Below are 14,267 nucleotides of genomic sequence, written 5' to 3'. Positions count from 1 at the left end.
CTGACACAATGTTTGCAATGATATTCCTTTGGCTGGCGCTTCTGCTTCTCGGTATGGGTGTGGCCTTTACCCTTGGCATTTCGGCGATGATCCAGCTCTGGTCCGATGGCACGCCGCTGGCTGTCATGGCGCAACGAATGACCAAATCCATATCGGACAGCTTCCCGCTGCTGGCGGTGCCCTTTTTCATCTTCGCGGGCAATCTGATGAATGCAGGCGGCATTACCGAGCGCGTCTTTGTCTTCGCCAGATCGCTCGTCGGTCATTTCCGGGGCGGGCTGGCCCATGTGAATGTGGTGGCGTCGATCATCTTTTCGGGCATGTCGGGGTCGGCGCTGGCCGATGCCGGGGGACTCGGGAACATGGAAATCCGGGCGATGCGAAAGGCCGGATACACCGACGGGTTTGCCGGTGCCGTCACGGCCTCGTCTTCGGTGATCGGGCCGCTGATTCCGCCATCGATCCCCATGGTGATCTATGGCGTGCTGGCGGATGCCTCGATCGGGCGGCTGTTCCTGGGCGGGGTGGTGCCCGGACTTCTGACCGCGGTGGCGCTCATGATCCTGATTGGCATCGTTGCCCGTCGCCGCAACTTTCCGCGCGACGATGTACCAACGCTTGGTCATGTCTGCCGCAGCTTCCTGCGTGCGGTTCTGCCGTTGCTCACCCCGGCGATCATCATCGCGGGAATCGTGGGCGGGCTGTTCTCGCCGACCGAGGCCGCTGTCGGCGCCTCGGCCTATGCCATCGTGCTGTCGATGCTCGTCTATCGCGAGATCGGATTCAGGGAACTGTACGACGTCATCCTCGACACCATACGCACCACGGCGATGGTCTGTTTCATCGTGGCGACGGCCAGCGTTTTTGCCTGGGTTCTTGCCGCGCATGAGGCGCCCAAGAACCTGTCGATCTGGCTGACATCGCTGACCGAAAATCCGCTGTTGCTGCTGCTCATCATCAACCTGTTCCTGTTCATCGCCGGATTCTTTGTCGAGGGTCTCGCGATCATGATCCTGGCGGTGCCGGCCCTGGCGCCGACAGTCGCGGCGGTCGGCATAGATCCGGTGCATTTCGGGGTGGTCTTCATCTTCAATCTGATGATCGGTCTGATGACGCCGCCCATGGGGATAGGGCTTTTCGTGATCTCGGGCGTGTCGGGGATCAGCCTCAGCGTGCTGACCCGCGCAATCCTGCCCTTCCTCATCCCGCTGATCGTGGTGCTGTTGCTGCTGATCTTCTTCCCCACGCTGGTGACTTTCCTGCCGGATCTGTTGCTTGGAAAGGCCGGCGCATGACCACATTCCCAAATCAGGAGACCGATATGACAGCACTTTCAGGCAAGACCTGTCTCATCACAGCCGCCGGACAGGGAATAGGTCGCGCAACCGCCGAAGCCTTTGTCGCGGCGGGGGCGACGGTCTGGGCCACCGACCTGAATGCCGAAGCGGTCACGCAGATCGATGGCACGACGTCCCGGCGTCTCGATGTCACCGATGCCGCCGCCATTACGGCACTTGCCGAAGAGACCGGGCCGATCGACGTGCTGTTCAATTGCGCGGGCGTCGTCCATGCCGGCACAGTGATGGAGTGCGCTGCCAGTGATTGGGACTTCGCTTTTGATCTGAATGCGAAGGCCCAATACCGGATGATCCGCGCCTATCTGCCCGGCATGCTGGTAAAGGGGTCGGGTTCGATCATCAATATGGCTTCGGTTGCATCCAGCGTGAAAGGCGTGCCGAACCGCTTTGCCTATTGTGCGTCAAAAGCGGCGGTGATCGGGCTGACGAAATCGGTTGCCGCCGATTTTGTCACGGACGGAATCCGTTGCAACGCGATCTGTCCCGGGACCGTCGAAAGCCCGTCGTTGCACGACCGCCTTCGGGCGACCGGGGATTACGACAAGGCGATGGGCGATTTCATCGCCCGTCAGCCCATGGGGCGTATCGGTACACCGCAAGAGATCGCTGCGCTTGCGCTGTATCTCGCCAGCGATGCAAGTGCATTTACGACCGGCCAATGCCATATCGTGGATGGCGGCTGGGCTATCTGAAGGAGAGTGAGATGAAGTTTGTGCGATTTGGCGCCCAGGGCGCGGAAAAACCGGGTGTCCTGGACGTTGATGGCAACATCAGGGATCTGTCCGGCCTCATTCCGGACCTGTCCGGCGCGGTGCTTGAAAACCTCGCCGCCCTGAAGGGGATGGATGTTTCGGCTCTGCCGCTTGTGGAAGGCGCGCCACGTCTCGGGCCGCCGGTCGCCGGCACCGGAAAGTTCATCTGCATTGGTCTGAACTATGCCGACCATGCCGCCGAAAGCGGTATGGACGTGCCACCCGAACCGGTGATTTTCATGAAGGCAAGTTCGGCCATTTGCGGGCCGAACGATCCGATCGTGATCCCGCGCGGATCAACCAAGACCGATTGGGAGGTTGAACTGGCGGTGATCATCGGCAAACCCGCGAAATACGTATCCGAAGCCGATGCCATGCAGCATGTGGCGGGCTATGCCGTGACCAACGATGTATCGGAACGCGATTTTCAGCTGCAGCGCGCCGGGCAGTGGACCAAGGGCAAATCGTGCGACAATTATGGCCAGATCGGACCCTGGCTCGTGACCCCGGACGAGATTGCCAGCCCGCAGGAACTTGGAATGTGGCTGACGGTGAATGGCGAAACCAAACAGGATGGATCGACCAGAACGATGGTCTATGGCGTTGCCTATCTCGTGTCCTACCTCAGCCAGTTCATGACCCTGCAACCGGGCGATGTGATTTCGACGGGGACACCTCCGGGCGTCGGTATGGGGCAGACGCCGCCGCAATATCTGAAAGAAGGCGACATTGTCGAACTGGGTATCGAAGGCCTTGGTGTCCAGCGACAGAGCGTCGTCGCGGACTGATATCAAACCCGGCGCGGCTCACTGGTCAGCCCGCCGGGCTCCTGATCAGGCTGCTGGCCCGATGCCGTCCCGACCGCCGCGCCCACCCGGATGCCTCAGGTCACGCAAATGTGGGTGTCGCTTAAAACGGAATGTCGAAGTTTGTGAGCGTTGTGCGGCTATGATCCCGACCGTAGATTCGGTTTATCGTTTCATGGATACAACGCGCATGTTCGACTGCCTTGTCGCGGACGCGGTATAAAGGCCCTGCAACGGTGACGCTGTAGGTCCGATGACCGTCCACCAAGGGCACGGCCACGCCACCAAGGTCAGGTGAATAGTTCGAGGCGGACTCGAACCATCCACGCCGACGCCCGGCCTCGATTTGATCCAGAACCTCGGAGATGCTCATCGGGGTATTGGCACCATATCGCTCAAAGTTGACTTTTCGCAGCAACACGCTGCGATCCTGTTCTGGAAGTTGTGAAAGCAGCGCCTGCCCGGACGCCGTTGCATGGATGGGAACCCGCTTGCCCGCCTTGGCGGTGTAGCGAATGTTGGCCATCGATTCGACAATGTCGATAAATACAGCAAACAGCCCACTGGATGCAGAGATCCAGATTGTTTCCCCGGTCTGGGTGGCCAGTTCGGTCATCACCTGGCGAAGCTTTTCGGAGATTGGCTCACCTTCCGCAATTGATTGAGCCAGTTGCAGCCATCTGGGTGATGGATAGAATCCCGAGCGCGCCTTGGGTTCGTAGAGATATCCGTTTTCCACCAGCGTCGTCAGAATGTTGAAGGCGCTGGACCGCGCCCAGCCGAAATGCGCCACAACATCGGCCAATGTGGCGGGACTCTTACGTTCAGCGAAAAATTCCAGCAATCCCAATAGGTTTTCGACTTGCTTGACTGCCATTGAGCGGCTCCGGCTGGTGATCTCACTTTGCTTATTCTCTCTCTTTAGCGCCCTGCCGGCAACAACCCCCGGCGGTCTTCAGAGTCCAGAATCCTATTGACAAAGCGGATCGCGTTTCGATTAATGATCCATATGGTGAATATATTGTTCATATATATGGACAAAATGGAAGGAAAGCAATGAGCCTGTTAAAGGGGTTGCGCATTTTGGACCTGTCTACGGTGTTGATGGGTCCCTACGCCTCTCAGATTCTGGGGGACTACGGGGCAGATGTGATCAAGGTCGAGTCGCCTGAGGGCGATGTCGTCCGCCAGATCGGCCCGTCGCGACATGCGGATATGGGACCCTTGTTCCTGAACGTGAACCGCTCGAAACGGGACATTGCTCTGAACCTGAAACAGCCGGAAGGCCGCGCCGCGATCCTCGAACTGGTAAAGACGGTTGATGTGCTCGTTACCAATATCCGTCCTCGGGCGATGGCCCGGCTGGGTCTGTCGTATGAAGACCTCGCCGGTCTGAACCCGCGCCTGATCTATGCTGCACTTGTGGGTTACGGGCAGTCAGGGCCTTATGCGAACCGGCCGGCCTATGATGATCTGATCCAGGGCGGTTCCTGCATTTCACATGGCTTTGTTCGAGCCGGAGGCAAACCCGCCTATGTGCCGGCAGCCATTGCGGACCGTATCGTCGGAATGGCCGGCGTTAACGCGATCCTGGCTGCGGTGGTTGAGAGAACCACCTCAGGCAAAGGGCAGAAAATCGAAATTCCGATGTTTGAAACCATGATCTCGATGATCATGGGCGATCACATGGGCGGGCTGACATACGACCCTCCACTGGACGAAGGCGGCTATGCCCGGCATCTGTCTCCGGATCGTCGTCCTTATCAGACCCAGGACGGTTATGTTTGTGCTCTGATCTACACCGACGGTCACTGGCGTCGCTTCTTCGAGGCAATCGGGCGCACGGATATTCCCGAAACGGATGAACGTTTCGCTAGTTTTGCGAACCGCATGGCGAATATTGATTTCGTTTACGCGACATTGGGTCAGATCGTTCGCACAAAGACCACCGCAAAATGGCTGGAGATCTTTGAACGTGCAGACGTGCCGGCAATGCCGATGCACAGCTATGAATCCGTATTTGAGGACCCGCATCTAAAGGCAACCGGCTTTTTCGAGACCGTGGACCATCCCACTGAAGGCAGACTTCGGCAGATGGCTGTCCCGGTCAGTTTTTCACGTACCCCGGTCAAGCCGCAGCGCCTTGCACCACGCCTGGGCGAGCACGGTCCCGAAATATTGGCCGAGGCCGGGTTTACCGACAGCGAAATCGCCGCGTTGCAGGACAACGGCGCATTGCGTGTGGCAATAGAGGACTGACAGATGGATTTCTCCCTGACCGAAGATCAAAGAGCGATCCGCGACGCAGTGAGCCGGATCTGCGAAAGATTCGATGCCGAATACTGGTTGAAGCGCGATCGGGAGGGAGGATTTCCCTTGGATTTCTACGATGCGCTGGCCGTCGAGGGATGGCTCGGAATATGCACCGACGAAGCGCAGGGTGGTGCGGGCCTGGGTATTACCGAAGCGGCCCTGATGATGCGCACCATTTCGGAGTCCGGAGCCGGGCTATCGGGCGCTTCCGCCGTACATATCAACATTTTCGGTCTCAATCCCGTGGCCGTGTACGGAACAGAAGAACAGAAAGAGCGGATGATCCGCCCTATGGTCGAGGGGCGTGAGAAAGCCTGTTTCGCTGTTACCGAACCCAATACCGGGCTGAACACGACCCAATTGAAATTGCGGGCCGAGAAGCAAGGCGACAAATACGTGGTGAATGGTCAGAAGGTCTGGATCTCCACCGCGCAGGAAGCCGACAACCTATTGGTCCTGGCGCGTACGACACCGCTGGAGGAGGTCAGATCGCCAACGCACGGGCTGTCCTTGTTTTATACGCCGTTTGACCGAGCCCGCATCAAGGTTTCGGAAATCGACAAGATGGGTCGTAAGGCTGTGGACTCGAATGAACTGTTTTTCGAGGATTTCGAGATTCCTGAAACCGACCGGATCGGTGAGGAAGGGCGCGGCTTTGAGTACATCCTGCACGGACTTAATCCGGAACGTATCCTGATCGCGGCAGAAGCAGTAGGGCTTGGCTTTGCGGCGCTGAAGCGCGCAACCGAATATGCTCGTGAACGGGTGGTTTTCAATCGCCCGATTGGCAAAAATCAGTCGATTCAGCATCCGCTTGCAATCTGTCACGCGGAACTGGAAGCGGCTTGGTTGATGATCATGAAGGCGGCTTGGGAATATGACAATGGGCTGCCGTGCGGTGCTTCTGCGAATACCGCGAAATATCTTGCGGGCGAGGCAGGATTCAGCGCGTGCCAGACGGCGGTAATGACCCACGGCGGTTTCGGCTACGCCAAGGAATATCATGTCGAAAGATATCTGCGTGAAAGTCTGATCCCGCGGATCGCGCCGGTTTCTCCACAACTCGCCCTTTGCTTCATCGCCGAGAAAGTACTTGGCCTACCGAAATCCTACTGACGAACAGGCCCATGCCCAGAACAGATTACGAAGTTTCAGACAAGGATCGGTCATGCTCCTTCAGTTCGACCATACGCAGGTCGGAAAACAGAACGGACGCACGGTTCGCAAGATTCTGAGTGCAAGCTACCAAACCCAGTCAGGAGGAAACTATGGGAGGAGTAAGGGAGGAGAACAAACCGGCAAATGCGGTCTCTGCGCTGTTGGGGCGCGCAGAGACCGTTCTGATCGGCATATCCGGACTGGCCATGGCGGCCATCATGCTGATCGTGGTGATCGATGTCTGCCTGCGCTATGTTCTGTCAGCGCCATTAAGCTGGTCATACAGTCTGATCGGATTGTACTTGATTGGTGCAGTGTTCTTTCTGGCGTTGTCCGACAGCCTGAACCATCACGGTCATATTGCGCTCGATGTCTTCGTGCCGTTTCTGCCCAGACCGGTGCGGCATCTCACACAGGGCCTGGGATACGGCGCCTCGACGCTCTTCATTGCCATCATGACTTGGCTTGGCATCAGCCAGGCACGTGACGCTTTCTTGTCGGACGATCGCATAGCCGAGGTTGTAGCCTGGCCGACATGGATCGCTTATGCGCTTCTCGCGACGGGCATGGCCACGCTTTGCTTGCGATGCGGATATCGGGCCGTGCTCCATCTGGCCTCGGTTTTTTCCGAGCGGGACCTGGTCGAGGTGCCGGCGCCTGCAAATACCGACGCCAAAACCGCGGAGCATGGCGAATGACCGTGACAATTGTTCTCGTGCTTCTGTTTCTCTTGCTAGTGACGGGCCTGCCCGTGGCCCTTGCGATGGGCGTATCAGGGGCCGTAGGGCTGTACATGTTCGGGGGCTGGCCGATCCTTCAAGGCATCCTCAAGACCACACCCCTCTCTACCGCCAGCGATTACGAGATAATCACGATACCGATGTTTATCCTGATGGCGGAATTCATCATCATTTCAGGTGTCGCAAACGATCTGTTTCGCGCCGCGACGGTCTGGGTCGGCCGTCTGCGCGGTGGGGTCGCGATGGCGACGGCACTGGCCGGGGCCGGTTTCGGCGCGATTTCGGGGTCATCCACTGCGGCAGCGGCGACGCTTGCCTCTACTTCGATACCGGCGATGTTGAAAGAGGGGTACGACCCGAAACTGGCTGGAGGCGTTGTCGCGATTTCGGGAACTCTGGCCATGCTTATTCCGCCATCGATCGCCTTGATCCTCTATGGAATTATTGCGGATATCCCCGTTTCAGCGCTGCTGGTGGGGGGCGTTTTCCCCGGAATCCTTGTCACAGCAACGATCATGCTGACCATCGCTTTTCTGGTTTGGCGCGATCCCGAGGCGGCCCCCAAGGGGCAAGCCTATGGTTTCGCCCAGAAGTTCGGCTCGCTCAAAAGAGTGGGCCCGGTGTTGATCCTGTTCTTTGCCGTTACCGGTACGATCTATTCCGGCATAGCAACGCCGACCGAGGCCGCAGGTATCGGGGCCTTCTGTGCCATGCTGATCGCAGCTTGGGAGCGCAAGCTTACTCTCTCGAACAGCTGGCAGGCATTGCGTTCGGCCGCTCAAACAACCTGCATGATCCTTTTCATCATTCTGGGGGCCCATGTTTTCGGCTATTTCTTTACGCTGACCCGTGTCACCAATGATCTTGCAGACTGGGTCGGGACCCTTGAGGTATCCCGTTGGATCATCCTTGCCGTCATATTGGTGGGATACCTGATCCTTGGTTTCTTCATGGATCAGATCGCCATTCTCATCCTGACGGTACCTGTGGCCCTGCCGCTCATTTCTCAGTTGGGCTTTGACCCGGTTTGGTTCGGCGTCCTGATCGTCGTTACCGCAGAAGTTGGTATGGTCACGCCTCCGATGGGAATGAATGTTTTCGTCGTGGCCCGGTACACTCGTCGCCCCTTGGGCGAACTGTTCCGGGGAGTCATGCCCCATTTCTGGGCGCATCTGATTGTGATCGCCCTGCTGGCAGCCTTTCCCCAGATCATTCTATGGCTGCCCTCGACTATGCAATGACACGTCTTTCAAGGAGGAGAAAGTACATGAAAAACAATAAGATATGCCTGATCGCGAGCCTTGCCCTCGGTGTCGGTGCCAGCGCCGCGATGGCCCAGGACGTCACGCTACGCGTGGCGGACAGTCTTCCCGTAGGACACTATATAGCGGAAAACCTGCTGAAGCCATTCGTCGAGGATGTGGAGGAAAACACCAGCGGCGCAGTCGGCATCGAGTATTTCCCGGCGCAGCAGCTGGGCAAAGCAAAGGACATGCTTTCGCTGACCCAGACCGGTGTTGCAGACATCGGATATATCGGGGCGTCCTATCTGGCGGACAAGTTGCCGCTCAGTTCGGTGGCCCAGTTGCCTGGCACTTTCGACAGTTCATGCGAAGGGACAATGGCCTATTGGGAACTCGCGAAGCCCGGCGGCGTTCTGGATGAGGTGGAGTACGCCCCGGAAGGCCTTCGTGCCCTGATGGTGCTCGCCCTGCCACCCTATCAGCTGTTTTCGGCCAAAGAGCTTACGGGGATTGAGAGCATCAGTGGCCAGAAAATCCGTACCAGCGGCGGGTCTCAGGCGCTTGCCATGACCAAATTGGGTGGAGTCCCTGTGCAGATGTCAGCGCCCGAGGCTCGCGAAGCTCTGTCGCGTGGAACTGTGGACGCGATCGTGTTTCCGTATGGGTCCATATTTCCCTATGATCTGGCTCCGCACCTGAAAACGGCGACACAGGGTTTGAACCTTGGGTCTTTTGTAACCGCATACATGATCAGCCAATCCAAATATGACAGTCTCTCGCCTGACGTTCAGCAGGCCCTGACCGAAGCTGGCGAACGCGCCACCCGGCACGCCTGTGCCGTGATTGATGATCTGGTGGAAGGTGACAAGCAGAAGATTTCCGATGCCGGGGTGAGATTTGTAACACTGCCCGATGCCGATGTTACCGAAATCCGTAACTCGCTTGAATCCGTCGGGGTAGAATGGGCTGCGGAACTGGATTCCCGTGGCAAACCGGGAACCGTCGTGATGAAGGCTTTCATGAACGAATTGAACTGACCCGGCCTTTTATCGGGCTGCAGGTCCCGGCACAGCCGGGGCCTGTAGCAAGTACCAGCAAGCATGTGTGAGGCGCGAAATATGCTTTTGTGCAGACGTGGAAGTACGACATAATGTTGAGTCCCTTATCTCTCTCGAACGTGCCGGCAGAAGATGAAGCGGTACGTGCCGAGGTCCGTGCCTTTGCGCAGCAGGAGACCGCGAATCTACCTGCTGTTGTCCGAGCGCGCTCATGGATGGGGTTCTCTGCGGAATTCAGCCGGAAGATGGCAGAAAAGGGCTGGCTTGGGCTCTCGATTGAAAAGAAGTATGGAGGCCAGGAAGCCGGTTTCTTTCGCCGCTATGTCATCGTCGAGGAGCTATTGGCCGCAGGTGCGCCGGTATCTGCTCATTGGATTGCGGACCGGCAAAGCGGTCCTTTGATCCAGCGCTATGGCTCGGAAGAGCAGAAGCAACGCTATCTCCCCGGCATTTGCGCTGGACAGAGCTTCTTCTGTATCGGGATGAGCGAACCAAACGCGGGGTCCGATCTTGCGAGCGTGCGCAGTCGCGCTAAAAAGACCGATGGCGGCTGGCTGTTGAACGGACAGAAGATCTGGACCACCAATGCCACGCGGTCACATTACATGATTGCGCTGGTGCGCACGTCAGGCAACGCTGCTGACCGGCACCAAGGGCTATCTCAGTTTGTAATCGACCTGTCCGCTCCGCGGGTGGAAATTCGTGAGATTAAGGACCTGAACGGGGACGCCCATTTTTCCGAAGTTTTTTTCAAGGATGTTTTCCTGCCCGACAATACGCTGATTGGCGATGAGGGCTGCGGATGGGAACAGGTCACTGCCGAACTTGCATTTGAACGTTCCGGGCCCGAACGGATCCTCAGTAGCATCGTTCTGCTCGACGGGTGGCTGAACTGGCTGCGCGCCACGCCGCAGTCGCATGATGAGAAACTGGGCAGGGCGATCGCCCATCTTGCCACCTTGCGCGAACTGAGCATTGCGGTCACCGCTCGCCTGGCCGCCGGCGAAAGCCCGATTGTCCAGGCCGCAATGGTGAAGGATCTTGGCACCAGTTTCGAACAGGAACTCCCGGTTATGATCGCGGACGCGCTGAGTGCTGATCCGCGATTGCAGCCACCGCGCTCTTTGATGGAAACCACGGTATTTGTCGCACGTGCAGCTCCCAGCTACTCGCTCCGCGGCGGCACCAGAGAGATTCTGCGCGGCATGATCGCGCGCGGTCTGGGATTGCGATAGGCACCAAGGACAACAAAATGCTGGAAGAAAGCTCCAAACAGCTCTTTGCAACCCACTGCAATGCTGAATACGTCCGCAAGGCAGAGCAGACGGGTGAAATTGAAACGCTTTTGAACGAGCTGGTTGATGCCGGTTTTGTCGACGCCATGGTCCCCGAGGCTGACGGAGGGGCGGGGCTGAGCCTGATTGATTTGGCTCCGGTCTTGTTTCAGGCGGGCGCACACGCTGCCCCGCTGCCACTGGGTGACACGATAGTGGCTCGCACGGCATCGGCGGTCCCGTCGGGTTCCGGTGCCGTCGCCATTGCGCCGGGGCCTCTGCACACCACGGCGGAAGGCAGGATGCTGTCTAACGTACCGTTTGGCCGTGTCGTCAGCTTCGTGATCGCGCGCAACCCAATGGATTGGAATCTCTTGTCTCTTGACGAGGCAACCGTGCTTGCATCCCCCTCGTCAGGCATTCTGGGTGCAGATCTGCTCTGGCCTCATGATGCTCCCGATGGTCTGGCCTTAGAGCGACAAGACTGGTTCCGGATAGGCGCCCTGATGCGAGCTGTCGAAATGGCGGGTGCCATGGGCCGTCTGCTTGAGATGACCGTTTCCCACGCGATGGAACGCGAACAGTTCGGTCGGGCGATCGCGAAGCAACAGGCGATACAGCAGCAGATCGGCGAAATGGCAGAACACTGTTACGCTGCGCGCATGTCTGCCGAATTAGGGTTGGCTGGCTTTGCGGATCCCTCGGCCAGCGCCATTGCCAAATCCCGCGTCAGCGAAGCGGCCGTTCGTGTCGGCGCCATCGCCCACGCGGTCCACGGTGCCATTGGCATAACAGAGGAACATGATCTGCAACTTTACACCCGTCGTCTGGTTGAGGCGCGTATCGCTTATGGCGGGGAAAGTTACTGGAACCGAAAACTGGGGCAATCCCTTTTGAACACCACGGAATCGTCGTTGGAATTCGTGCTGTCTGTCTCAGCCCGAAAAAAAATGCCGATTGAATTGTAGATGAAAGGATCACCATGACCAATTTCCTGAAGTACGATCAGGCCGGGCCAGTCGTCACCTTGACGATGAACGACCCTGACAGGCGGAATCCTCTGACCGGAAACTCTGCTGTTGAAGAGTTCGTCGAAGCGACAGCCAGGATAGAGAGGGACCCTTCGGTTCGCGTTGTCATCGTGACTGGCTCAGGCGCAGCTTTTTCCGCCGGCGGCGATGTAAGGGACATGAAGAAATACGAGGATGACGCGCTCAGGCCGATGCCGATACGCACCGAGTACCAGCAGGGGATCCAGCGGCTGACACTGGCCATGTACAATCTTGAAGTTCCAATGATCGCGGCGGTGAACGGCTATGCCATAGGGGCGGGCTGTGACCTGAGTTGCATGTGCGACATTCGGATCGCGGGCGAAAGCGCGAAATTCGCAGAGAGCTTCATCAAGTTGGGTCTGATCCCAGGAGACGGCGGAGCCTGGTTGCTGCCCCGGGTGGTTGGAATGTCCAAGGCGGCGGAAATGGCGTTTACCGGGGAAATGCTTGATGCGCAGGCGGCACTGGATTGCGGGCTGGTCAGCCGCGTGGTGCCCGACGATCAGCTCATGGATGAGACTCGGGCCCTGGCCAACAGAATAGCCGCCAATCCAGGCCCAACTCTTCGGCTTACCAAACGGCTGCTGCGCGAGGGCCAGATGAGCAGCCTGAGCAGTTTGCTTGAGTTGTCTGCTGCCTATCAGGCACTTGCACACAAGACGGCAGAGCACGCAGAAGCTGTGAATGCCTTTCTCGCCAAGCGAAAGCCCGATGGGGGCTGATCCGGGAAGTATAATCGTCCAGCGCCGGGTCCGTTCAATTCCCTGACGAAGGCTGCTCGTCGATGAGCACGCGCCTGCCGGGCGTCGCCCCGTTCTGTCACCGGACACGCCGACCTTCATCGCCGCGCTGCATCATGACCGGATCGACGCGCCCGGGGCTTTGACGGGCCAGTGAACGGTGATATCTACCGTATATACGTCAAGAGCCTCTTGGTGCCGACGCTCGCACCCGGCGACGTGGTGGCGATGGATGACAAGCGGTAAGTCCTCCGCAGCGTCATACGCGCGGCAAGAACAGAAGGTGCGCACCTGCTGTTCCGTTGCTCAATTGAAGCCGTAGTGATGTAGAAGGGCAAAACCGCCGCAACATACCTCAAAATAGCTGAATTTGATTTGTCAGGGGAGGGCAGCGGCCGGATCAACGGGAATTGACGATCCATTCGTGCCAACGAAAGCGGGCAACACGGAACGCGTCCATGAATGCGATGGCGTGGATCATGAAGCCGCCGGCGTATCGGCCGACAAAGCTGTGGTCCGGCGTCGTCAGGTTGTAGCTGACCCAGGCAAGGGACAATGCGGTGAACGCCATCATCAGGCCCCGGTTGGGCTGCCCGTTCATGACCTGCCCCATGCCGGTAAGGAAGGCCGACACGACCATGACCAGCGCCGGGTGGTATGGGGGGCGGTCCTGTTCGCTCATTGCAAAGATCCTTCTACAATATCACCGATAGCCTTGGCCTGCGCCAGCAGGCGGTCGGCTGTTTCCCGGTCCACGGTTCCGTTTTCGAATTTGGGCAGTCGGGTCACGAGGTAGTGCCCCCGGTCGCTCTCATCAATGCGGTAGATCAGTCTGATACCTTTCGGCGTAATCAGAATTTCCTTGCCGCGCGCTTCTTCGTTGAAATATTCGACCTGCGCCTTGAGGCGATCGAGCAGGGGGGCCACAGCCTCTGCGTTATCGCTGCGGATGGTCATTTGATCGTTCCATCCCTCGGGCAACGGGATTGTTTCGTCCAGTTCACCGTGGGGAGAGTAATATTCCGTGTTGTTCGCCCGAAGCATCATGTCCAACACGCCGGGTATCGGCAGCGGTCTCCGAACTGTCACGATCAGCCACAGGACGGGCAACTTGCGCAACTGGATGGTGTCGGCCAAGAGCTTGAGCTCGGCTTCATATCCGTCCCGCTTGCCTGAAAGAACGGGATATCCGTTTTGTTCCAACGTGATCTCTGGCCGCGAGATCAGATCAAGACAGTTGTCCAGCAGAATAGCCCGGCGCGATCTCTCGTGCCGAGCTCCCTTGATATAGAGGGCACCAAGCGCCGCGGTCCCGACCACTGCAAAAGCGGCGGCGACGCTCATCATACGACCGTTACTGGCGGATGCTTGCGCTTCAATACATCATCGACGACAGACCCGGTGAGCAACCGGCCAAAGGCGGTGTGACCGGTCGATCCCATGACGATGTGGTCAAAACCCTCATGCAACGCATAGCCGACGATGGCCGCAGCCACATCACGACCGTGCACGGTGGCGCAGGTCGCGTTGACGGATGTGGCAGCGGCATGTTCGAGCGCATCTGAAAGCTCTTTCCTGATCAGGTCTTCGCCCGCATTGAACAGCTTGGTATCCCAAAACGGGCTGTCGGCGGCGCTTGCCTGGGACACGGTCGATACGGTGATGAACCGGATTTCCGCTCCGCATTTCTCTGCAAGGGCAACGCCGAAATCGACCGCTCTCTGCGCCGCTTTCGACCCGTCGATCGCACATAGAATTCTGTCCATCATGAC

15 protein-coding genes and 1 pseudogene are annotated in these 14,267 nt (G+C 58.3%); 12 read left to right on the top strand and 4 right to left on the bottom strand.

Annotated elements, in window-relative coordinates; genetic code table 11:
- The first annotated feature begins 8 nt into the window (after positions 1 to 8).
- The 3 genes from AB9K34_RS09635 to AB9K34_RS09625 are packed head-to-tail and all read left to right on the top strand — an operon-like array spanning position 9 to position 2,898.
- Positions 9 to 1,295 (top strand): TRAP transporter large permease, encoded by a 1,287-nt coding sequence (locus tag AB9K34_RS09635; protein ID WP_369954204.1) that lies wholly within the window; start codon positions 9 to 11, stop codon positions 1,293 to 1,295.
- A gap of 26 nt (positions 1,296 to 1,321) precedes the next feature.
- Positions 1,322 to 2,050, top strand: a complete 729-nt coding sequence (locus AB9K34_RS09630) for an SDR family oxidoreductase (RefSeq protein WP_369954203.1) — start codon at positions 1,322 to 1,324, stop codon at positions 2,048 to 2,050.
- 11 nt (positions 2,051 to 2,061) lie between these two features.
- Positions 2,062 to 2,898: a fumarylacetoacetate hydrolase family protein gene (locus AB9K34_RS09625; RefSeq protein ID WP_369954202.1), complete on the top strand. Its 837-nt coding sequence runs from the start codon at positions 2,062 to 2,064 to the stop codon at positions 2,896 to 2,898.
- A 121-nt stretch (positions 2,899 to 3,019) separates the two neighbouring features.
- Here the strand turns inward: AB9K34_RS09625 and AB9K34_RS09620 are convergent, their stop codons facing one another.
- A complete protein-coding gene (locus AB9K34_RS09620) occupies positions 3,020 to 3,793 on the bottom strand; it encodes an IclR family transcriptional regulator (protein WP_369954201.1) in 774 nt (257 codons plus the stop codon).
- A gap of 179 nt (positions 3,794 to 3,972) precedes the next feature.
- Between AB9K34_RS09620 and AB9K34_RS09615 the strand changes: the two genes are divergently transcribed.
- The 9 genes and pseudogenes from AB9K34_RS09615 to AB9K34_RS09575 all read left to right on the top strand — a co-directional run.
- Positions 3,973 to 5,175, top strand: a complete 1,203-nt coding sequence (locus AB9K34_RS09615; RefSeq protein WP_369954200.1) for a CaiB/BaiF CoA transferase family protein — start codon at positions 3,973 to 3,975, stop codon at positions 5,173 to 5,175.
- Positions 5,176 to 5,178: 3 nt separating this feature from the next.
- A complete protein-coding gene (locus AB9K34_RS09610) occupies positions 5,179 to 6,345 on the top strand; it encodes an acyl-CoA dehydrogenase family protein (protein WP_369954199.1) in 1,167 nt (388 codons plus the stop codon).
- Between the two features lie 152 nt (positions 6,346 to 6,497).
- Positions 6,498 to 7,085 (top strand): TRAP transporter small permease, encoded by a 588-nt coding sequence (locus tag AB9K34_RS09605; protein ID WP_369954198.1) that lies wholly within the window; start codon positions 6,498 to 6,500, stop codon positions 7,083 to 7,085.
- Positions 7,082 to 8,368 (top strand): TRAP transporter large permease, encoded by a 1,287-nt coding sequence (locus AB9K34_RS09600; RefSeq protein WP_369954197.1) that lies wholly within the window; start codon positions 7,082 to 7,084, stop codon positions 8,366 to 8,368. Before AB9K34_RS09605 ends, AB9K34_RS09600 begins: the two co-directional genes overlap by 4 nt.
- Positions 8,344 to 9,408 (top strand): TRAP transporter substrate-binding protein DctP, encoded by a 1,065-nt coding sequence (gene dctP / locus AB9K34_RS09595; RefSeq protein ID WP_369954196.1) that lies wholly within the window; start codon positions 8,344 to 8,346, stop codon positions 9,406 to 9,408. The genes AB9K34_RS09600 and dctP overlap by 25 nt, the downstream gene beginning before the upstream one ends.
- 113 nt (positions 9,409 to 9,521) lie before the next feature.
- Positions 9,522 to 10,664, top strand: a complete 1,143-nt coding sequence (locus AB9K34_RS09590; protein ID WP_369954195.1) for an acyl-CoA dehydrogenase family protein — start codon at positions 9,522 to 9,524, stop codon at positions 10,662 to 10,664.
- A complete protein-coding gene (locus AB9K34_RS09585) occupies positions 10,571 to 11,671 on the top strand; it encodes an acyl-CoA dehydrogenase family protein (protein ID WP_369954252.1) in 1,101 nt (366 codons plus the stop codon). Before AB9K34_RS09590 ends, AB9K34_RS09585 begins: the two co-directional genes overlap by 94 nt.
- 14 nt (positions 11,672 to 11,685) lie before the next feature.
- Positions 11,686 to 12,477, top strand: coding sequence for a crotonase/enoyl-CoA hydratase family protein (locus AB9K34_RS09580; RefSeq protein WP_369954194.1), 792 nt, complete (start codon positions 11,686 to 11,688; stop codon positions 12,475 to 12,477).
- Between the two features lie 103 nt (positions 12,478 to 12,580).
- Positions 12,581 to 12,732, top strand: a pseudogene (locus tag AB9K34_RS09575) (IS630 family transposase); the annotation flags it as partial.
- 163 nt (positions 12,733 to 12,895) lie between these two features.
- Here the strand turns inward: AB9K34_RS09575 and AB9K34_RS09570 are convergent.
- From AB9K34_RS09570 to AB9K34_RS09560, 3 genes are read right to left on the bottom strand one after another with little or no spacing between them, the layout of a single operon-like run.
- Positions 12,896 to 13,177 (bottom strand): hypothetical protein, encoded by a 282-nt coding sequence (locus AB9K34_RS09570; RefSeq protein WP_369954193.1) that lies wholly within the window; start codon positions 13,175 to 13,177, stop codon positions 12,896 to 12,898.
- Positions 13,174 to 13,839 (bottom strand): hypothetical protein, encoded by a 666-nt coding sequence (locus tag AB9K34_RS09565; RefSeq protein ID WP_369954192.1) that lies wholly within the window; start codon positions 13,837 to 13,839, stop codon positions 13,174 to 13,176. The genes AB9K34_RS09570 and AB9K34_RS09565 overlap by 4 nt, the downstream gene beginning before the upstream one ends.
- Positions 13,839 to 14,264, bottom strand: coding sequence for a universal stress protein (locus tag AB9K34_RS09560; RefSeq protein WP_369954191.1), 426 nt, complete (start codon positions 14,262 to 14,264; stop codon positions 13,839 to 13,841). The genes AB9K34_RS09565 and AB9K34_RS09560 overlap by 1 nt, the downstream gene beginning before the upstream one ends.
- Positions 14,265 to 14,267: the final 3 nt, after the last annotated feature.

Source organism: Sedimentitalea sp. XS_ASV28 (assembly GCF_041224545.1).
Classification (GTDB): Bacteria; Pseudomonadota; Alphaproteobacteria; order Rhodobacterales; family Rhodobacteraceae; genus Sedimentitalea.
The sequence above is the reverse complement of the archived record's forward strand: the minus strand, read 5'-3'. Positions and strand labels throughout refer to the sequence as shown.